This window comes from Mucilaginibacter sp. CSA2-8R (assembly GCF_038806765.1).
Lineage (GTDB): Bacteria > Bacteroidota > Bacteroidia > Sphingobacteriales > Sphingobacteriaceae > Mucilaginibacter.
In genome coordinates, this window is the sequence record NZ_CP152389.1 from 4214044 (window position 1) to 4233590 (window position 19547).

Annotated in this window: 17 protein-coding genes; 7 read left to right on the forward strand and 10 right to left on the reverse strand. The window is 43.4% G+C overall.

Translation table 11 applies throughout. From position 1 onward, the window contains the following. The first annotated feature begins 3 nt into the window (after positions 1 to 3). Positions 4 to 492: a DUF2271 domain-containing protein gene (locus AAGR14_RS17845; RefSeq protein WP_342645602.1), complete on the forward strand. Its 489-nt coding sequence runs from the start codon at positions 4 to 6 to the stop codon at positions 490 to 492. 14 nt (positions 493 to 506) lie between these two features. Beyond that, complete coding sequence (locus tag AAGR14_RS17850) at positions 507 to 2702, forward strand: PepSY domain-containing protein (protein WP_342645603.1); 2196 nt, start codon at positions 507 to 509, stop codon at positions 2700 to 2702. Here AAGR14_RS17850 and AAGR14_RS17855 read toward each other — a convergent pair. The 3 genes from AAGR14_RS17855 to AAGR14_RS17865 all read right to left on the reverse strand — a co-directional run bounded on the left by AAGR14_RS17855 (position 2699) and on the right by AAGR14_RS17865 (position 7601). Continuing rightward, positions 2699 to 3685, reverse strand: coding sequence for an FAD:protein FMN transferase (locus AAGR14_RS17855; protein WP_342645604.1), 987 nt, complete (start codon positions 3683 to 3685; stop codon positions 2699 to 2701). The genes AAGR14_RS17850 and AAGR14_RS17855 overlap by 4 nt on opposite strands. Positions 3686 to 3749: 64 nt before the next feature. After that, positions 3750 to 6197, reverse strand: coding sequence for a TonB-dependent receptor (locus AAGR14_RS17860; RefSeq protein ID WP_342645605.1), 2448 nt, complete (start codon positions 6195 to 6197; stop codon positions 3750 to 3752). Between the two features lie 333 nt (positions 6198 to 6530). Beyond that, positions 6531 to 7601, reverse strand: coding sequence for a HAMP domain-containing sensor histidine kinase (locus tag AAGR14_RS17865; RefSeq protein WP_342645606.1), 1071 nt, complete (start codon positions 7599 to 7601; stop codon positions 6531 to 6533). Positions 7602 to 7781: 180 nt separating this feature from the next. On the opposite strand from AAGR14_RS17865, the gene AAGR14_RS17870 reads away from it, so the two are divergent. From AAGR14_RS17870 to AAGR14_RS17885, 4 genes are all read left to right on the forward strand, one after another. Continuing rightward, a complete protein-coding gene (locus AAGR14_RS17870; RefSeq protein ID WP_342645607.1) occupies positions 7782 to 8222 on the forward strand; it encodes a response regulator in 441 nt (146 codons plus the stop codon). Between the two features lie 162 nt (positions 8223 to 8384). Further along, the gene (locus tag AAGR14_RS17875; protein ID WP_342645608.1) at positions 8385 to 9206 is read left to right on the forward strand and encodes a hypothetical protein; all 822 of its coding nucleotides are present in this window, start codon (positions 8385 to 8387) and stop codon (positions 9204 to 9206) included. Positions 9207 to 9231: 25 nt separating this feature from the next. Further along, positions 9232 to 10257, forward strand: a complete 1026-nt coding sequence (locus AAGR14_RS17880) for a hypothetical protein (RefSeq protein WP_342645609.1) — start codon at positions 9232 to 9234, stop codon at positions 10255 to 10257. Beyond that, positions 10220 to 12889: a hypothetical protein gene (locus tag AAGR14_RS17885; RefSeq protein ID WP_342645610.1), complete on the forward strand. Its 2670-nt coding sequence runs from the start codon at positions 10220 to 10222 to the stop codon at positions 12887 to 12889. The genes AAGR14_RS17880 and AAGR14_RS17885 overlap by 38 nt, the downstream gene beginning before the upstream one ends. Positions 12890 to 13091: 202 nt before the next feature. On the opposite strand, the gene AAGR14_RS17890 is transcribed toward AAGR14_RS17885, so the two are convergent. The 3 genes from AAGR14_RS17890 to AAGR14_RS17900 all read right to left on the reverse strand — a co-directional run bounded on the left by AAGR14_RS17890 (position 13092) and on the right by AAGR14_RS17900 (position 15505). Next, the gene (locus AAGR14_RS17890; protein WP_342645611.1) at positions 13092 to 13895 is read right to left on the reverse strand and encodes an SOS response-associated peptidase family protein; all 804 of its coding nucleotides are present in this window, start codon (positions 13893 to 13895) and stop codon (positions 13092 to 13094) included. Between the two features lie 5 nt (positions 13896 to 13900). Continuing rightward, entirely contained in the window at positions 13901 to 14320 is a 420-nt protein-coding gene (locus AAGR14_RS17895) for a hypothetical protein (protein ID WP_342645612.1), read from the reverse strand. Positions 14321 to 14620: 300 nt separating this feature from the next. Further along, positions 14621 to 15505 (reverse strand): AraC family transcriptional regulator, encoded by an 885-nt coding sequence (locus AAGR14_RS17900; RefSeq protein ID WP_342645613.1) that lies wholly within the window; start codon positions 15503 to 15505, stop codon positions 14621 to 14623. A gap of 372 nt (positions 15506 to 15877) precedes the next feature. Between AAGR14_RS17900 and AAGR14_RS17905 the strand changes: the two genes are divergently transcribed. Next, positions 15878 to 17185, forward strand: a complete 1308-nt coding sequence (locus tag AAGR14_RS17905; protein ID WP_342645614.1) for a DUF3748 domain-containing protein — start codon at positions 15878 to 15880, stop codon at positions 17183 to 17185. Between the two features lie 124 nt (positions 17186 to 17309). On the opposite strand, the gene AAGR14_RS17910 is transcribed toward AAGR14_RS17905, so the two are convergent. The 4 genes from AAGR14_RS17910 to AAGR14_RS17925 form a co-directional block, all read right to left on the reverse strand. Next, entirely contained in the window at positions 17310 to 18353 is a 1044-nt protein-coding gene (locus AAGR14_RS17910; RefSeq protein WP_342645615.1) for a sialidase family protein, read from the reverse strand. Between the two features lie 12 nt (positions 18354 to 18365). Beyond that, positions 18366 to 18920, reverse strand: a complete 555-nt coding sequence (locus AAGR14_RS17915) for a RagB/SusD family nutrient uptake outer membrane protein (RefSeq protein WP_342648704.1) — start codon at positions 18918 to 18920, stop codon at positions 18366 to 18368. A gap of 6 nt (positions 18921 to 18926) precedes the next feature. Further along, positions 18927 to 19094, reverse strand: coding sequence for a hypothetical protein (locus AAGR14_RS17920; protein ID WP_342645616.1), 168 nt, complete (start codon positions 19092 to 19094; stop codon positions 18927 to 18929). 114 nt (positions 19095 to 19208) lie between these two features. Beyond that, complete coding sequence (locus AAGR14_RS17925; RefSeq protein ID WP_342645617.1) at positions 19209 to 19547, reverse strand: zinc ribbon domain-containing protein YjdM; 339 nt, start codon at positions 19545 to 19547, stop codon at positions 19209 to 19211.

Sequence of the window (19547 nt, forward strand, 5' to 3'; positions counted from 1 at the left end):
AACATGTCTAAATTATATAAAATAGCCGCGCTTTTGGTGGTATTAACCTTATTCAAACCAGCTGCAACACAAGCGCAAAGCGCTACTAAATATAAATGCCTCATCCAAATGACTAATTATATGGGCGATGGCGCATACCTGGTTATCTCGCTGATTGATGCGAAGGGGGCTTATGAAAAGACGCTGTATATACTTGGGTCAGACAAAAAATGGTACAAAACCCTTAAAGAATGGCATAAGTTTTACGTTAAAAAAAAGACTAATCTTAGTGCTATTACGGGAGCTTCGGTAACCGGCGGCGACCGCAGCGTAAACGTTATTGAACTGGATAATGCTAAAATAAATGCCGGTTACAAGCTACGTTTTGAAAGCGCGGTAGAAGACAAAAACTATTATGTTAAAGATTTGGAGGTGCCGCTGACTACCGAAACCCTGGCTGCCAAAAATGACGGTACCGGCTTTATACGCTACGTTAGGTTTAGCGCCAACTAAGTTTTATCACACGTATGACTATTTCTATCTGGAGATACAGCCACCTAGCCCTGGCTGTATCTTCTTTTTTATTTATAGCGCTGGCTGCAGTTACCGGGCTAATTTTAGCCATTGAGCCCATTAATCAACTGCAAAGCAGTTACCGCACTCAAAACCTGGAGCAGGTTAGTATTGCCCAGGCCGTAACCACGTTAAAGAGTAAGTATCCCGGCATCACTGATGTAGATGTAAGCATTAACGGGTTGGTTACAATGAAAGGGACAGACGCGGCCGGCAAAAAACTATGGTCGTGTGTTAACGTGCGCACCGGACAGGCATTAGGTACGCCACCCAAACAAAATGAGTTTTTTCAGTGGGTAACCGGCCTGCACCGATCGTTATTTATGCACGAGGTTGGCCGGGCATTTGTGGGTTTAGCCGCTTTTCTTCTTTTACTGATTGCCCTTTCGGGTACAGTGCTGGTTATACGGAGGCAACGCGGAGTAAAGCATTTTTTTGACCGCATTGTGAAGGAGAACTTAGCGCAATACGGTCATGTGGTTTTAGGCCGCTTGTCGCTTATCCCTATTCTCATTATAGCCCTGAGCGGCACATATCTGTCTTTGTTTCGTTTTCAATTCTTTCCGGTACAAAAAATACAGCATCAGGTAGACATTGACCACATGAAAACCGATCCGCAACGCAAAGTGGCCGATTTCCCCATTTTCATCCATACATCCTTGGCTGATGTTAGGAGCATACAATTCCCGTTTTCTGAATTTCCGGAAGATTATTATACGCTAAAATTGAAGGACCGAGAATTGGTTGTGAATCAATTTACAGGAGACATTCTAAGCGAAATCAAATACAGACAAGCAAATATTTGGGCTGATTTGAGCCTCACACTGCATACCGGCCGGGCCAGCATCATATGGGCTTTGGTGCTGGCCGTTGCCGCTGTAAATATTCTGTTCTTTATCTGGTCGGGATTTGTGATTACTTTAAGGCGCAAATCAGGCAAAATCAGGAATAAATTTAAGGCTACCGATAGCGAAATCATCATACTGGTAGGCTCCGAAAATGGCAGTACATTCAGGTTTGCCGCTGCCGTATACCAACAATTACTGCAACAAGAACATAAAGCCTACGTAACCGAACTCAACCACTACGCTAACTTTCCTCAAGCACGGCATCTCATTATCATGGCAGCCAGTTACGGACAAGGAGAAGCGCCATCCAATGCCTCCGGGTTTACCAAACTACTTGCTAATACACCGCCAAATACCTTGCCTTTACACTATTCGGTGGTAGGCTTCGGCTCCAGGGCCTATCCTGATTTTTGCAAATTTGCTTTCGAAATAAGCCAATTGCTCCAGCAAACAACCTGGGCAACACCTTTGGTTGATATCCATACCGTTAACGACAAATCTCCGGCCGACTTGGCCTTATGGGCTGAAGCGTGGTCACAGCAGAGCGGTATCCCGCTGACACTGCCGGCTGATTTGAGCATGGCCCCTACCAACCTCAAGGAATTTGAGGTTACATCAAATACTACAATTCAGGAGCCTGGCCATACCTTTTTGCTACGCTTGGCAGTACCACGTCGTCAGCGGCCTGTTTCGGGTGATTTGTTGGCCGTATACCCGGCAAGCGATTACCGCGAACGCCTGTATTCGATTGGGATGATAGATAATGAAATTCAGTTAAGTGTACGTCTGCATCCCAACGGTTTAGGATCATCATTTTTGCAGGCGCTAAAGCCAAACGATTTGTTGCAGGCGCGCATCGTAAATAACCCGCATTTTCATTTTCCGCGCAAAGCGCAAACTGTAATTATGGTAGCTAACGGTACAGGCATCGCACCATTTTTAGGGATGATTAGTCAAAATAGCGGCATGGCTGCTATCCATTTATATTGTGGATTTAGGGAACGGCTTTCTTTTGAGCCTTATGAAGGCTTTTTGAAAAACCAAACTGCCGAAGGTAAGCTGACCCAAACCAATCTTGCATTATCACGTGAAGGAGACAAACAATATGTAAGTGATCTTTTGGCAGCAGACGGCAGCCTTGTTGCCGAAACGCTTACCCAAGGCGGTTACCTGATGCTTTGCGGTTCGCTGGCTATGCAAAAGGATGTGCTTGGGCTGCTCGAATTTATCTGCGATGCCCATACGCCGCATCAACTCAGCTGGTATCAGTCGCGCGGTCAGTTGCTTATGGATTGTTACTAAAGCCTGCTTCTATTCAGTTTAAAATCAGGTGAAGCCAATATCCTATGATCGTCGGTTATAATAATATAATGGTATGCCGGATAATGGCGAATGAAGGCTAAAGCTTTGTGCTCACCTAACACCATCATAGAGGTGCTGAAACCATTAGCCCTTTCGGCACTGGGCCCAGTTATACTAACACTAATCAGACCGGTAGCCGGGTAGCCTGTTTTTGGATTAATGATATGCGCGTAACGCCTGCCCTGCAGTATTACAAACTTTTGGTAACTTCCGGAAGTAACCATGGCGCTTTGCCGAAGAGGTACTACCGTAAAAATGGTATCCGGTTTAAAAGGATTTGTAATACCGATGTTCCAGTGGCTTCCGTTGGGCTGCCTGCCCCAAGCTGTCAAATCGCCGGAGGCATCAATGATACCGGCCTTGACGCCTTTACGCAACATTTTTTCACGGCAACGATCTCCTGCGTAGCCTTCTCCCAAAGCACCGAAGCCTATTTTCATCCCCTTAAGCTTTAAATAGATGGTGCTGTTTGCGCTATCAAGCACAATATTTTGGTAACCAACTTTTGTAATTGATTGTTTGACAGCTTGGGGTGATGGCATAGCGGTCATGGAGCCATCAAATTTCCATATCTTTTCCATCGCTGCAAAGCTGATATCAAAAGCGCCTCCCGTTTCTTCCGAGAGCCGGATGGCACGGCGGGTAAGCTCAAAAACCTCGCGGTCAACTTTTACCGGCATAATACCTGCATTTTGATTAACCTGCGACACCTGCGATTGAGGTTTCCAATCAGAAATCAGCGCCTCAATCCGGCTGATCTCTTTGATGCATGTATCAATATTTTGTTCTGCGCTGAGCGAGTCATGGGCAACAATAGTAACATCAAACCGGCCTCCCATCAACAGCGTAGTACGCTTGCGCAGCACCTGGGCATACGTATAGGTGGTAAGCAAACAATAAAGTATAATGAGGGATGTTCTCATAAAGCGAAGTTCATAAAAAAAGCCGGGCGCTTAACAGGGCCCGGCGTTATTCAAATGGTTTAAATTAAAATTTGTAAGATAAGGTAGCAGATACCATACGCGGCGGGATTGGGTTTACGCTGTAATTTTCGTGCACAAGGTAGTTTAGCTCATTGGTAATATTAGATAGCTTGGCCAACAATGATAACTTTCTTTTAAATACGTACCCTGCTGACACATCAAAAGTTGTATAACCATTTAATTGTACAGGTACACCCCGCGAAGCACCGGTTTTTAATGTATTAAAACCACTGTTTCGGGCGCCGGTATAAAAACCCGATAGGCCCAACTTTAACCCTTTTACGGTGCCATGGTTAAAAGTGTAAAATACCGTTCCATTTGCCGTACGGGGCACACTACCCACAATACGCTCGCCTTCGGTTATACCGGTAGGCAGCGTAGATGTATAACGGATGAAGTTGTATGCGTATCCCCCGAGGAAATAAAGACTGCTGGACAAACGTCCTGTAATATCTACCTCTACCCCATCACTGGCCGTTTTGCCGCTAAACTCTTTAACGTTGGTATCCGAGTTTGGTGTGGTGCCGTTTGCCTGGAATTGAGCCGTTTGAGCGAAGCGATTGTTGATGATCCGGTAGGCCGTCACGTTCACTGTCAAACGCCCGTTCAGCAGATCGTTTTTAACGCCCACTTCATACTGGTCTATGATAGATGGCGCAAGCGGCGCACCAAAAACGTCGACTCCGGTATTAGAGGTAAAGTTATTGGCATAACTGGCGTAGATTGAAGTGGTAGTGAGCGGTTGGTAGATCAGACCGATTTTAGGCGAAAATGCTTTATCAATCTTGGCCTTTCCAATCCCGTTACTGGCTAAGGTCGTTGTCTGGGTATCTTCATTAAATGTGCTGGCCCTGGGTTGTTTTTGCCAGGTGTAGCGTATACCTGCCAACACTTTAAATTTGTCTGTCAGTTCAATTAAATCTTGTGCAAATGCCCCCATACGGTAAATTGGCGTAAACGTATTTTGATAAATACGGGTAAACGGAATGTCCATGCTGGTGGCATAAGTTGATGGATCCAGAATATTGATCGGTGCAGCGTTTGCCGTAGTTGGCGCATTAGCCGCCGTACCATATTTAAACCCGTAAGATGTAGTTCGTGACTGATCTGCATCTGCACCAAATAAGAAGGTGTGTTTGATAAAACCGGTTTGCGCGCCGCCAGTTAAATTTAGCTGCTGGTTGTAAGTATACTCCTGATTTTGCGACCGGGTAAGGGCACGCGGAGAAATACTGCTGGTTACCCCATTAGTAGTTGCCCCCTGTGGACGCTCGGCTCCAAAGTAATTACGGAAATAAGACTGGTAAGCGCCGATAACGTTGAGTTTCCAAACATCATTGAAACGATGTGTTAGATTGGCTTGAGCAGTAGCAGTCTTAGTATGATTGTAGGCCCATGAGACATTAAGGAAAGCATTACGGCCTATGTCAGGAATTTGACCGCCAAATACGGTACCTATACCAAAATCGGGCGTATAATTACTTTTCAGGTAGTCGCCCTGCAGTAAGAGGTCGGTACGCTGCCCTAACTTAAAAAGCAAAGATGGGTTAACATACACGCGGCTGGTTTTAACAACATCACGAAAGCTGTCAGAATTTTCGGTTGTACCAATAACTCTAAACGCAACATTTTTGCTGATGGGGCCATAAACATCAACAATAGGCTTATAAAAACTGTAACTGCCTGCCCTCATACTTACCTCACCACCCCAGTTAAATTTGGGCTTTTTAGTAACCAGGTTAACTACAGCGCCACCGGTTACGCCGCCATACAGCAGTGCCGCGCTACCTTTAAGCACTTCAACGGCTTCTAAAGTACTGGCTTCCAGCGAACCGCCTAATGATGTACGAGCCCCATTTTTAAATACATTGTTAGCGCCTAAACTATAACCACGGGCATTAAAAGTTTCATTAGTTGAGCCCCGGTTTTCGCCTAAGGCAATGCCATTTACGTTTCTAATTACATCCGTCAACCGGTTAATCTGTAAATCGGCAATTACCGTTGTATCAATAATCTGCACGGCTTGCGGAATGTCCATCAGCCGCAAACCCGATTTGCCAACATTTATGGGCCTGTTTTGACGACTTGCACCTGCAACAACTACCTCATTGAGTTGTGAAGCACTTTCGCGGAGTACTACGTTAACTTCTGCCATCTGGCCATCCTTAACCGTTACCTGTTGTTCTTCGGCCGGCATGCCTACATGCGAAATACGGAGGGTGTAGATGCCGGGCTTAATATTATTGAGCCTGTAATCACCTTGCTCATCAGTGATGGTGCCTTTGCTGGTATTTATTAAACCTACGCTTACATAAGCAGCAGGCTTACCATCATTGGTTTGTATGTGGCCTTTAATAAAGCCGTTTCTCAGGTCATCGTCTGCCTTTGCTGCCTGACCACAGAAAGTTGATATTAAAAAAAGATAAAGAATTGTATAAAATTTTGCCATCATTATTTAGATTGAGTCTAATTCTATGGCAAAACTATAAATTGACCAATAATTTACAAATACTATTTAGAATTATTTTAAATAAAAATAATGAAAGTTGGATGTGGGTGGACTAATATGATGAGGAGTGCCTGTGTCATCAACTCAAGGTGTACATTAATGACATACCATGGCTCACTATAGCTGCCTGCAAACAACGGATATTTCGCATCAGAAAATTATTGAAGACTGTCAGGAAAAGAGCAGTCCTGTCATCATAAGTTATCTAACTGTTCGGTAACAAAAATTAGTTAGCAACTTTTATAATAGAGTTATAATGAGTAGCGCTCACTCGTTTTAGTGACTAAAAACTACGCTGAATATCGATCCTTCTCCCGGTTTACTTTCTACGCTAATTTGTCCGCCCAAAGCCTCTACCTGTGATTTAACCAAATGCAAGCCTATTCCATGGGCATCAGAATTACCATGAAAAGTGTTGTAAAGTCCAAACAACTGCCTGCCATGCTTTGATAAGTCAATGCCTATACCATTGTCTTTAACTTCTAATACCACTTCGTCTGTGCCATTGGTTGCTTTGATATCAATTTTACATGGTCTTTCCAAACTCCGGTATTTAACAGCGTTGGTAATTAAATTGGTAATGATACTTTCTAAATAAGCCGCCTTATGTTTAATCTGGATAGCCTCATCAATTTTTAAGGAAACGGTTACCCTTTGCTGTGTAATTGTTTGTTCAAGCATCTGCAATACGCTTTGTACAGCACGATGTAAGTTCAGGTATTCAATTTTGTTAAAAGAATTGCTATTCACATCTACCACTTCACTTAACTGATCCAGCGTTTCTAACAGATAGACTGCCTGACGGAACACTAAATCCTGCATGTTGCTTTTTTCCTGCTCGTCTTCTTCCAAAGGAATAAGTTCGGCCAGCATTTTGATGTTTCCGGTATGTGTACGCAAATTATGAGACACGATATGAGCAAAATTACTGAGCCTGCTGTTTTGCTCATTCAATAACTGCAAATTATTCTCGCGCTCTTCTTCCAACAACTTGGTTGCGGTAATGTCCTCTAAAGTTCCGTAAAGAGTTAGATACCCCGATGGATTAACTGTAGCGTTGATACGGAGCCGCACCCATTTTAAATTGCCTAAAGATGTAGTGATATGAAATTCGCCTGTTCGAGGCTGCAAAGTTCCAATGGTTTCACTTATTAACTGGTTAAATTGAATGTGGTCGCGGTACAACGTAGCAAGGTGCTCATGCGGAGGAGCTTGTTGCGGCGACATCTCATAAATATCCCACATAATGGCATTCCAGTAAGTTTCGCCAGTAGCAAACTGATACTCCCAAATCCCTAACTTAGCCAGCGGAGTTACCTTTTGATAAAGCTCCAGTCTTGTTTGCATGAGGCCTATAACGGTTTTAATAACAAAATTGTTACTTCAATTTTGTTATTAAAACAAAGCCTATCTCAAAATAGTTTAACGTCATTGTGACTATGTTGCAAAACTAGTTAAACCCCATTATTCTGGTTGTGAAGCAAACAGAAAGGATGGAGCGTTCATTATTATTAAACCAATTTCAGCATGGTTATTGCAACCGCTGCTGCTGTAAAAATACCACCTGACAAGACGGGCCGAGATAAAAATATGACAGAAAAACATGTGTTAATCATAGAAGATGATGCAGGTATTAGTGATGTGCTCAACACCATTTTATCTGAAGAAGGGTACCGGGTTACAGCTATTACTGAAACGGGCAACATCATTACTACAGTAATGGACCTACAGCCGCAGTTAATTATTACCGATTATATTTTAACAGGCATTAACGGTGGCGAGTATTGCAGCCAGATTAAACGCGATGACCGTACATCGCATATCCCTGTAATCATCTTATCAGGGTATGGGCGCGTATTAGATTCTTTAGGCCATTACGGTGCCGACCGAATTATTGACAAACCCTTTGATAACGAAAAACTCTGCAGCATTGTAGCTGAACTTATTTATCAAAATAACACCTTATAATTTTGCAATTGCATCTTTGCTTGTTGAACCTTTTGGTTGATATTAAATGAAAAACTTACGATATATAAATGCTGATGCTGCGTCAATAATTATTATTGTAAAAAAAGGCTTCATTTGCCGTACTCATTGCACTTGTTAGCATTCTACACATTAGTCTGATTTATGAACGGAATCACCAGCCAGCTCTTATCGCTTATAACCTTTGGCAATCAATATTTAAAAACCAACCAGTTAACTGACAACTATTATCCGGCCAACACGGTGTTTAAATTTTGTAACACAGTTGATTTTATGCATCTGGCATCACACCCCGATGGCACCACTACTGAAAAGTTGGTAGCCGGCAATCCTAACGAATGGTTTAAGTTGCTTAAACAGGAAAGCTGCCGAGAATTAAAAGCTTATTATCATCCCACTGAAGGAAATAACGGCGGCACGCCCGACCATAAAATGGCGGGCTTTGTTGGCGGCGGCGGTAACTGGCTTATCGAGGCTATATACCCATCTTATTCAGATTTTTGGGCGGCACGGTGGCAGGTTACACGTCCTGATGACCCGGCGCAGAATCTTTGGTCTGTTAATTACGGCCGTACCGTTCATCAAACAGAAACCATCAACTTTAGGCCCGATACCAACGAGATTCGCAAAGGTTTACAGGGCGTGTTAAACAACATTAAACTATTTGCCGAACAGCAAAAACTAAGCAATTGGGCAATCATCTTTGATAAAGCCTTGCAGGTTTTACAGGGTAAGGCACCCGCAGATGAATGGCTGAACCAACAAATTAGTAAAGAAGGCTATGAAGCCGAAGACCTTCAACTGGTTTATGCAGCGATGACCGCCCACGTATTTGGAGGTATGGGATCGTGGAACGATTTAGGTTTTGAAAAACCAGAAGATAATGCCCGGTATGAAGACTTGTCTTTCCGTTTGTACGATTACATCAACCGTGCATTAATTGGCGGCATCAACGCTATAAAATAGCTCAGGTGCATAAGCAGCTAAAAGTATGAAGCTTACCCGGCTGTCTGCATATTTATTGGTATTAAGTTTACTGACCTCTTGCCGCAAGCCACGCACGGTAAATACGGCGTTTTATTACTGGAAAACCGTTTACGATAATAATGCAGTTGAGCAGCAGTATATGGATTCGCTTCATTGCAAGCGGATGTATGTACGTATCATGGATGTAAACAACGGTGATACCGGTCCGGTACCGGTGTCGCCTATCAGGTTTAAATCGGCAATTCCTGCTTTGGTACAAGTAGTGCCGGTAGTATTTATTGTAAATAATGTTCTCAAAAATCAAACACAGACACAGCTAAATCAGCTCGCATCAAAAATTGCAGGTTACGTCAATGGTAAAGTTAAACAATCGGGCAAAGCCTTTTATAGCGAGCTTCAGATTGATTGCGACTGGACACGCAGCACGCGCAGCAACTACTTTTACCTGCTCAACTGCATTAAGTCCAACCAGGCTTTAAAAGGTAAGCAGCTATCAGCTACCCTCCGTCTACATCAGCTTAAAAACCAGCAAAGCAGCGGTATACCGCCGGTTAACCGTGTGATGCTGATGTGTTACAACATGGGTAATTTGCGAAAATACGGGCCGCAAAACTCCATTTTAGACCAGCAAGAACTTGAAAAGTACATGGGCGCCAACCTTAGCGGTTACTCTATGCCGGTTGATGTTGGCCTGCCGCTTTTTTGCTGGGCAGTAGTGTTCAGGCAGCACCAATATATGGGTATAGCTAAAAGGCTTAATGCGGATAGCCTAAATAATAAGCAGCTATTTACAGCTGCAGACAACCACCTGTATACTTTGTTGAAAGATTTACCGGCACTTGGCCTTAAACAAGGCGACGAAGTAAGGTGGGAAAACGTACCGCCGGCACAATTAAAATCAACTGCCCGCTATATCAGTAAGTATGTGGCTACTGATACGCTAAATTTAATTTACTTTCACCTGGATGAATCTACGCTGAAAAATTACACCTATGAAACACTGGAAGAAACTGCTTATTTATTCCGTTAGCCTGGCAGGCTTTTTAGTGATTGGCATTGCCGTAATTATGGCTTGTGCCGACGAACCTGACCCTTACGACTACTACACTTCCTTTTTTCATCCGGACGTTGAGGGCAAAAAAGACTATAACGCGTTTTATTTTACTGATTATCGGTTTACCTATACCAACGACGAGCCGGCAAGCGAGGCCGCCATTAATGCTACAGAGTGGGCACAGTACCTGGGTAAATCTGTAAAAACTGCTGATGTTGATGAAGTGATGTATGAAGTTGACAGCGCTGGAAAACAACGTAATATCCGCTTTCTTGCACAGAGTAGCTCCCTGCCAGACAGCCTTGCTAACAATACATTTCTGAACACATTAAAAGACACCTCCCATTTTGCCGCCCGAAAATATTACCAGTTTGCGCTACAGGCGGAGCAAATGGGCACAGCTGGGGGCGACGCCTGGAGCCCCGCTCCTTTAGATACTGCAACACTAAAAGCGCAGGCCAATGAAGCGCTGCAAGCTGCCAACAACGAAAGTGACAGCTTTTTAAAGCTCCGTTATCTTTACCAGGCTCAAAAATTAAATCATTACGCCGAGAACTTTGAGGAAGCGAATAAAATTTACGACGATTACCTTGTTAAAATCCCTTCGCAAAGCCACATAAAGGGCTGGGCGTTATCGCTTAAAGCCGGCGAACAGCGCCGCTTAGGCGATACTATAAGGGCAGCTTATCTTTTCGCTAAAGTATTTGTTGAGTATCCCGAACGCAGGATACAGGCTTATCGCAATTACCATTATATTAACCCACCGCTAAACGAGGTGCTTAAGCTGGCACAAACACCCCGAGAAAAAGCCAATCTATATGCTATTAAAGGCTTTGCTAACACAGAAATTGAGGTTGATGACCTAAAACGAGTATATGAATATGCGCCTGAGTCGCCTATGGTGGGCACCTTGCTGGTTAGGGAAGTAAATAAACTGGAGCAGAATTATTTGACTCCCAAACTGGCCAACAATAACGACCAGTTTTACAGCAGCTCGGCTAATAAATCTATAGAAAAACTAACACCGACCGCGCCTACAGCCAAATGGCCTTTGATTTTGGGAATTACTGTACTGGCTGGAGGCGCTACCCTGTTAATTTATACCCTGAAAAAAAGCACGGATAAGCGTCCCGGCAATATTGCTGCCGGTATTTTAATGATAGCAGGTGTTGCTAGCATTGGCTGGTATGCTTTGCGTCATAACAAACAACAGTTGCCTATGGGGCAAACCCTACCGCAGGGCAGTTTTTTTGTAAACCTGCCCGACAGTGTTAAAAACAAGTACAATGAGCATATAGAGAAACTACGCAGTTTTTGCATCGACCTAAGCAACGATGCCAAATATCCAGATCCGCAAATAGGTAAGGTAATTAATGCCTACCTGTATTTTATGCAAAACCGGCCAGACGACGGACTTAAAACCCTGAACGGGCTACAAAATACTACGCTCGGGCCCAAATTAACTGACCAGAAACAGATTATCAATTTGCTGCTATCGGCGCAGCGCCTCAAACAGATAAAAGCGGTTGATGAAGCTGCGCTTTTACCATCATTACAATGGCTGCAAAGCAAAATGGAGGCTGGTTTAAAACCTAAACAAGACTATTATGTGACATCGCCTGATGATGATAACCATTTTGGCATAACCGCGCGTAACTTTTATATCTATGTGCTGGCACCCGCTTACCTGCGGCAGGGCGACACGGCTAAAGCTGCTTTAGCTTTGTTAAAAAGCAATAATGGCTATGCATCCAATCAAGGCGGTTACCTTGACGAAAAACTACCTGACTTTTGGTTTAACTTTGTGCATTCTAATCACCTGCAGCAAATCATCAAATGGAAACAACAGCCGCAAACTGATCGCTACCTGTCGTTTTTGAGTGCTGATTTAAAATCTGTTGATAGTGATAAGCTTTATGATTTGTTAGGCACTATCGAACTGCGTGAACATCACTACTCAGAAGCGGCCCTGGCCTTTCAACGTATAAAAAGCAATAAAGAAAGAAATGCCAATTACAATGGCGAAAGTTATTATGACGATGGCCCCAGCTACCAGGGCGACCCTTTTTATGCAGGCATCAACGACTATCCTAAATCTCTTACTGGCAAGCGCTACACCAAACTCACCTTCGCCCAAAAAATGGCTGCTTTAGAAGCTCAATTAAAAGCAGCTCCCCAAAATGCAGGCGTTTGCTATCAGATGGCGAATGCCTTGTACAATACCTCTACCTATGGTAACTCTTGGGGATTGATTAGCTACCAATGGTCGTCTACGGATTTTGGCCGAAAACCGATGTATTACTTTGACGCTGATTACATTGAAACCAACCGCGCCAAACAATACTATTTAAAGGCTCGGGAGTTAAGCACTGACCCGGAACTGAAGGCCCGGTGTACCTTTATGGCCGCAAAATGCGAACAAAAACAGCATGAGGCACCATCTTACCTGAACAATTACGACGATTACGAAAAGCAGCGCGAAGCGTATTTAGCCTCACTCAAAACCAACAGCTATTACAAAGAAATGCAGCAGTACAAATCAACCGCGTTTTACAAGCAGGCGGGCAACGAGTGCAGTTATTTGAGTGATTTTATTAAAAGTCATTAGCAAGCAATGGTTATCGCCATCTAAATCAACAGCCTAATCATTGTAAAATGCAAATCAAAAAAGCGGTGTATTATTTTTAAAGCGGATTTTTTACCTTCGGTAAAACCCCATAGGTTACAGATCAATTGCCGACTCACATCGTCTTTACCGTTTAATGCAGTCGCTCTACATTCAATGATCGACAAGGGTGACGATTAATAGCTCAAAATAAACTGCTTTGCTCCAACGTCGAATCGTCAGCACCGTATTCGGGCAATTTTCCTCCCCAATCGTGTGGGGCATCTTTGCCTTTTCCATCGGGTTGTGCTTTTGAGCCACGGATTGAAAAGACCGGGTAATGCACTAAATCGTTGGATGGAATACAGTAATGGAAAATCTCATCCATATCATCGTCTCCTAAGTCATCCAACACCCAAGCTTGCTCCATCTCTTTAGTTAAAAAGAGCGGCATCCGATGTTTATGCTCGCCATCATTATGTATCCACATCATTTTTTGATTGGCCTCGCGCGTTAGCATAGTAAATGAAGCAAAATTATAAGCCTCGCCTGTTTGCGGATCAATTTCTTTACTCACCTGGTACAGTGCCGGGATATAAAATTGCTCGCGGCCGGCAATACTAACGTGATACGGAATTTTATTTTTAAAGCCTTTTACTTTACGATGCTCAAAGATGCCCGTTGCCGGGATAAGGCAGCGATTATTGCGGAGCTTATGCCAATATGATGTTTTATCTTCAATAACCCGTTCAGACCGTGCGTTGACGTAATTTCGTCGTTGTACCTGCCGTTCACGCAGGTCGGTTACAAAAGTAGGCACCACACCCCAACTCATATTTGCTAAGGCCAGCATCTGGCGGTTAACTACAATGGGGTGTGCAGGCATGGCCTCGCAGGTTACATGTACCATATCTGTAAACTGATTTGCCAGGCCGGGAGCCAGTTTTATGCCCTCAAAATCCCTGATGACCATTTCAATATCCGAATGAAAGCTAATATCTCTGCACATAAATTCTATTTAATCATGTCATAAAAAAGAGCGGTGTGGCTCTGAGCACCGGAAGTAATGTCGGCTTTAACACGCCCATATTCAACATATATACGTACGTGGTAACTGCCTTGCTTTTTCATCCGGATATTATAAATATAAGCTGACACACCATTTACATAAGCCTTCTGCAGTTTTCTTTCGTGTTTTGTGTCTATAGTACCTGCAAAAAACAAGCGGTTACCTGAGTTAATTTGCAGCAGCTTAACCATATTTTGGTATTGCGTACTGTTTAGCAAATTAAGGACTTTACCTTCGGTTGGTTTTAATTCCTGCCCATGTAAAAGAGCATCGTGTTCATGCTCATAAGCAGACATTAAAAATGCTTTTTGCATAGTTTGCCCCGGCCACTGAAAACGCTGAACAACTACATGGGGCTTTTGCATAACAATTAGTTTACGAAGTGCAACCTCATCAACTTTCATAAACGGATTATAAAACAATGAATCAATCATTTGCTCAGTCATCTAAAACAATAAATAAAGATAGCAAAACACTAATAATATTAGCATTCAATTAAGCTAATTTATATCAGCCGCTGCGTAATTTTTCTTTAGATGAGCCAGTTGATGCAGGAAAGGCTGAGTTAACAGGAAACAGCTATAAAAAGGTTCTGTTTACAAAGGCACTGCTTACGATACTCATAGTTAAGCTGCTGTGCTCATGGGCGCGTTAGTAAATTATTTTTAAACATCGGTCAACTTCCGCTCCAGATATTGCTTTTTAAACTCGGCGGGTGTGGTGTTTTTGATACGAACAAAGTAGCGGTAAAAGTTGGAGACATTGCCGAAACCGCAATCGTAACAAATGGCATTGATAGACAGGTTATCCTCAACCAGCAGGCGGCAGGCGTTGCTGATCCTGATTTCCATCAAAAAATCATGGAACGACTTATTGGTCATCATTTTAAAATACCGGCAAAAAGAGGTAACGCTTAAACTGGCTACCTCGGCCATTTCTTCGAGCGGCAAAGGCCGTTTAAAATGGCCCATCGTATGGGCATAAATCTTGTTCAGCCGTACAGATTCGGCCTCGTTAGACCGGTGAAAATTGGAAGAGGCAGCAATGTAGTTCAGTTCGAAACTTTGCGAAAGAATGTGCAAAATTTCGAGCAGTGTTAAAATGCGGTACATGCCGCTTTCTTCAACCGCCTTCAACATTTTTTCATGAACTATTGCTTTAGTCTTTCCGGTAACTAATAAACCACGTTTGGCTTTCTCGAACAGCAAGCGTATTTGCAGCGCCTCCGGGATTGAAAAAAACTCTTTACCTAAAAAATCAGGCAAAAACTGTATTACAATGGCTGCCGTGCTATCCTCACGTATACCCAGGGTTTTGCTATCATTGCACCGCCAGGTATGCGGCAAGTTCTGTCCTAATAAAACCAGTTCATCGTCCTGAAAGTTGCTGATACTATCGCCAATAAAACGTACCCCCTGCCCTTTAATGATGTAATGCAGCTCAAGCTCCGGATGGTAATGCCATAGCCGGCCAAAATTTGGCTGTACCCGCAGATTAGCACTCAGTGAGCTTTGGTCATTATTGGTAATCTTATAAAAATGCGGCTTCATAACCTAAGTTTTCGGCAAATAATATGGTCTGTTTGGTTTATTGAGAAGTTTAAGTTACCTAACCATGATAATATCTGCAAATGCCTGATTAGCTGTATGTGGTTCTGCCCAAGCCCAATTATAAATAAGAATATTTTCCAAATCACTATAAATCAGTTTTTAAAAATAATTTACAACACAAACAAGTGAAAAACCTAAGAGTACAGCGATGATATTTGGATAATAACGTATAATAGATGGATAAAAAACGATAAGTCTGGTATCAGCACAGCATATATTTTTAGCAACCTGCATCATATAATATATTACAGCTTAAGCCATACAGCTATAGGTCACTGTATTACTTTCACCTTAATATCTATCTTAAAACCTATGTTGATCCACGAGCGGCAGCTCACCTCATCACCCAAAGGCCATTGCTTGCATAATACACAAGTGTTTTGCGATGATGATACCCTGATTGTTTACGATACCCGTAACGACGACGCTCAAATTCAGACCACCGGCTCGGTAGAAATGGTTAACGTACAAACCGGCGAGGAAACTTTGGTGTATCAAGTACCTTACCAAACTAAATACGGCCCAGGCGCAGGTGCTGCAAGTTTTTCGCCAAAGCACAAAAGCATCATATTTTTGAGGGGATTGCTCAATTGCAACCAGCAGCAGCCCTATGCATTTAACCGCCGAACAGGCATTAAAGTAGATGTTTCGCGGCTAAATGCGGCCGAAAATCTGGATGCCCGTAATATTGCAGAGCCGCTGGTTCCGGGTGCGTTAAGGGGAGGTACCCACGCACACCAATGGAGCGCCAACGGCCGTTGGATAAGTTATACTTACAACGATTATTTATTGGATGAATTGAGCAACCAGCAGCCTGATCTAAAGTTTAACCGGTCGGTTGGAATCATGATCCCCGATTACCCGGTTAAAGTTACCCTGCCTAACGACTCCGAAAATTTTTCGGGTAGCATGTTCTCGGTGCTGATTTCAGAAATTAATGCCAATGCACAGCCCAATACTGATGAAATTTTTGCTGCGGTAGACGAATGCTGGATAGGTAACAATGGCTACAAAACCATAAATGGCAATCGCCAACATAAAGCTATTGCCTTTCAGGGCTGCCTGTATGATAAATCGGGAAATGAAAAGAAAGAGGTTTACATTGCCGATTTGCCCGAACAGTTTTCTCATGATGAATTGCTGCAAACTGCTGGTAGCCTTACCTCACCACCGTTAGTCCCTCAATCTGTAAATCAGCGGCGCTTAACTTATACACAACACGGCGTTTGCGGCCCAAGGCATTGGTTAAGGTCAAATGCAGAGGGCACGCTAATAGCCTTTCTGTCGCACGATGACAATAAAGTGGTACAGGTTTTTGGTGTTTCGCCGCAAGGTGGGCAGCCTCATCAATTCAGCAAACTACAGGCAGGTGTATCGGGGCCATTCAATATTTCGCCGGATGGTAAGCACATCGCCTGTTTATCCGACAACAACGTGTGGCTCATTAATATTAAAACCGGCCAGGCAGAGCAGGCCACCTTTCATTACGCCGATGATAAAGCCGTAGGTAGTGTAATCTGGAGCAATAAGGGAGATTTGCTGGCTTATAACCGCTATACTAAGCATAGTAACGGTAACGCGTATTTACAAATATTTATACTGGAATTGAACAATCAATAACATTCGTATATCCGGCGTTTACCGGCCATTGCTTTTGCGTATTCTCCGCGAGTATATATCACAAAAAAGGCCGGGGAAACTCCACCCCGGCCTACCACAAACTATCAATTAACTAAACAACAACTCATTTTTTATCGGGCTCAATCACCACGTGCTTAATATTTTTCCTGTCGTACGTGTACGTGATATGCACCAGGCCATCAGCCGTTTGAATAATAGCCGGGTAGCTAAACTCCTCCCTGGTACCATTTTCGAGCACTACTACATCCTCCCACGCCTTACCATCTTTAGAAGCAGCCACCCGCAGCTTAGAACGTCCGTTAAACCAGTCTTTGCCCGGTACATCCGGGTTATAAACAATCAGGAAGCTACCATCCTTCAGCGTAACTGCATCCGTACCGGAGTTAGGATTTAACAGTGTGGTTTTTGACAGCGGCGACCAGGTTTTGCCATTATCGCCCGACCACGACTGCACCACCGTACCTTGTTTACTGCGGCAAAGTATCTGCAACTTATTTTTACCATGAAACAAAACGCTGGGCTGTATCACATCAAACTTCGAACTTGTATCAACGGATACAGCTTTCCAGTTTTTTAAATTGCGGTCGGCTAATTCCATCTGTACTTTCCAATGGCCGTTAGGCAACTCGATGCTCGATGGGCAAAGGATATTACCGTTGCTCAGGATGACAGGCTTATTTTTGATAGGACCTAATATACCGTCGGGCAGGCGCGTTGATGCCGACCAGGTTAAACCGTTATTATCCGAGGTTTTATACATTCCCCACCACTCGCGCGGATTGGGTCCTACCTTGTAAAACAATACTAACTGATTGTGCTTCTGCCTTAAAAAAACAGGGTTCCAACAGGGATACTGTTCGGCTCTGGTGGTTTTACCATCGGCAATAGTTGTTGGATTTACTTTACCATCAGTTCCAATTTTGCCACTCCAAATTACTACATCATTTTTACCCTCCTGCGAGCCGCCAAAGCAGGCCAGTAGCAGGTCGCCTTTTTGTGTTTGTACAAGGGTTGACGCATGGCAGTTTTTGAAAGGCGGTTGCTCAAACACCAGGGTTTCGCTTACCTTTTTCCATTGGGTTTGTGCCTGTACGTGGCACCAGCCCAATGATAACAGCACAACGGATAAAATACTTTTTTTAAACATCAGGATAATATATTAGTAACCCGGATTTTGATCCAGTTTGGCACCAAAGTTAGCATCAATTGCCGATTGCGGAATTGGATAAAGCTCATGAAAACTTTGTATCGTGGCTTTTACATCAGTCCGGGTCTGGTATTTCTTGGTACGTTCAACCAGCTTACCTAATCTGCTCAGTGTCATGCGGCGGCGCTCTTCAGTAATCAGTTCGCGGGCACGCTCATCTAAAATATAATCGATGTTTACGTCACTGGCCGAAATAGGTTTTGCATTAGAGCGTGTTCTAACGGCATTAATATCAGCAGCGGCGTTGGCTAAGTTACCCTGGCCTAAGTATGCTTCGGCACGTAATAAATAGGTTTCGGCTAAACGGTAAATCATAAAGTCTTTACCGGTACCGCCGCTGGTTGGGTCGCCGTTAAAAGGCTTACCTTCTACTTTGCGCAGGTAAGGGTACACATTACGCATGGTATCTTCTTGCGTGGTACGCTTTTCAACCTGTTTGCCAAAGAATGAAGTAGCGGTGTTATTGTAATAAAAAGTACGGCGAATGTTATATTTAGAATTACGGATATCATTTTAAGAATTATCTTTCCATAAATCGTAAAGATACCAGGTGGTTGGCCGGCTGTAAGCCACGCCCCTGCCCAAACTATCCGTAATTGACATACCGCTTTTACTATCCGGTGCCAGCAAGTTCCATAATGCAGGCGTCCATCCCCTAATTAGGTTATTACTGCCCAGCAAATTGCAGATAACGTTCTTGGAAGCGCACAAGATTAAGCTATCTTATATCACCCCAATTATTTTTCTTTATCAGTATTCAGCGATGCAGATATTCGCCGCTGTCGGATATTTTAGTCAAGCTTTCCTTACAAACTCGGACTTAAGAGCCATGGCGCCAAAGCCGTCAATTTTGCAATCAATATTGTGATCACCTTCAACCAACCGGATATTTTTCACTTTGGTTCCGGATTTGATATCTTGCGATGAGCCTTTAACCGGCAGGTTTTTAATCACAATTACGCTGTCGCCATCTAATAAAATATTCCCGTTACTGTCTTTTACCACTAATGAACCGGTAGCATGATAACTATCGTCCGGATTCCACTCGTAACCACACTCAGGGCATACCAGTAGATCATCCATCTCATAAGTATATGCTGATTTACATTCGGGGCAGGGTGCAAGTTCGGCCAT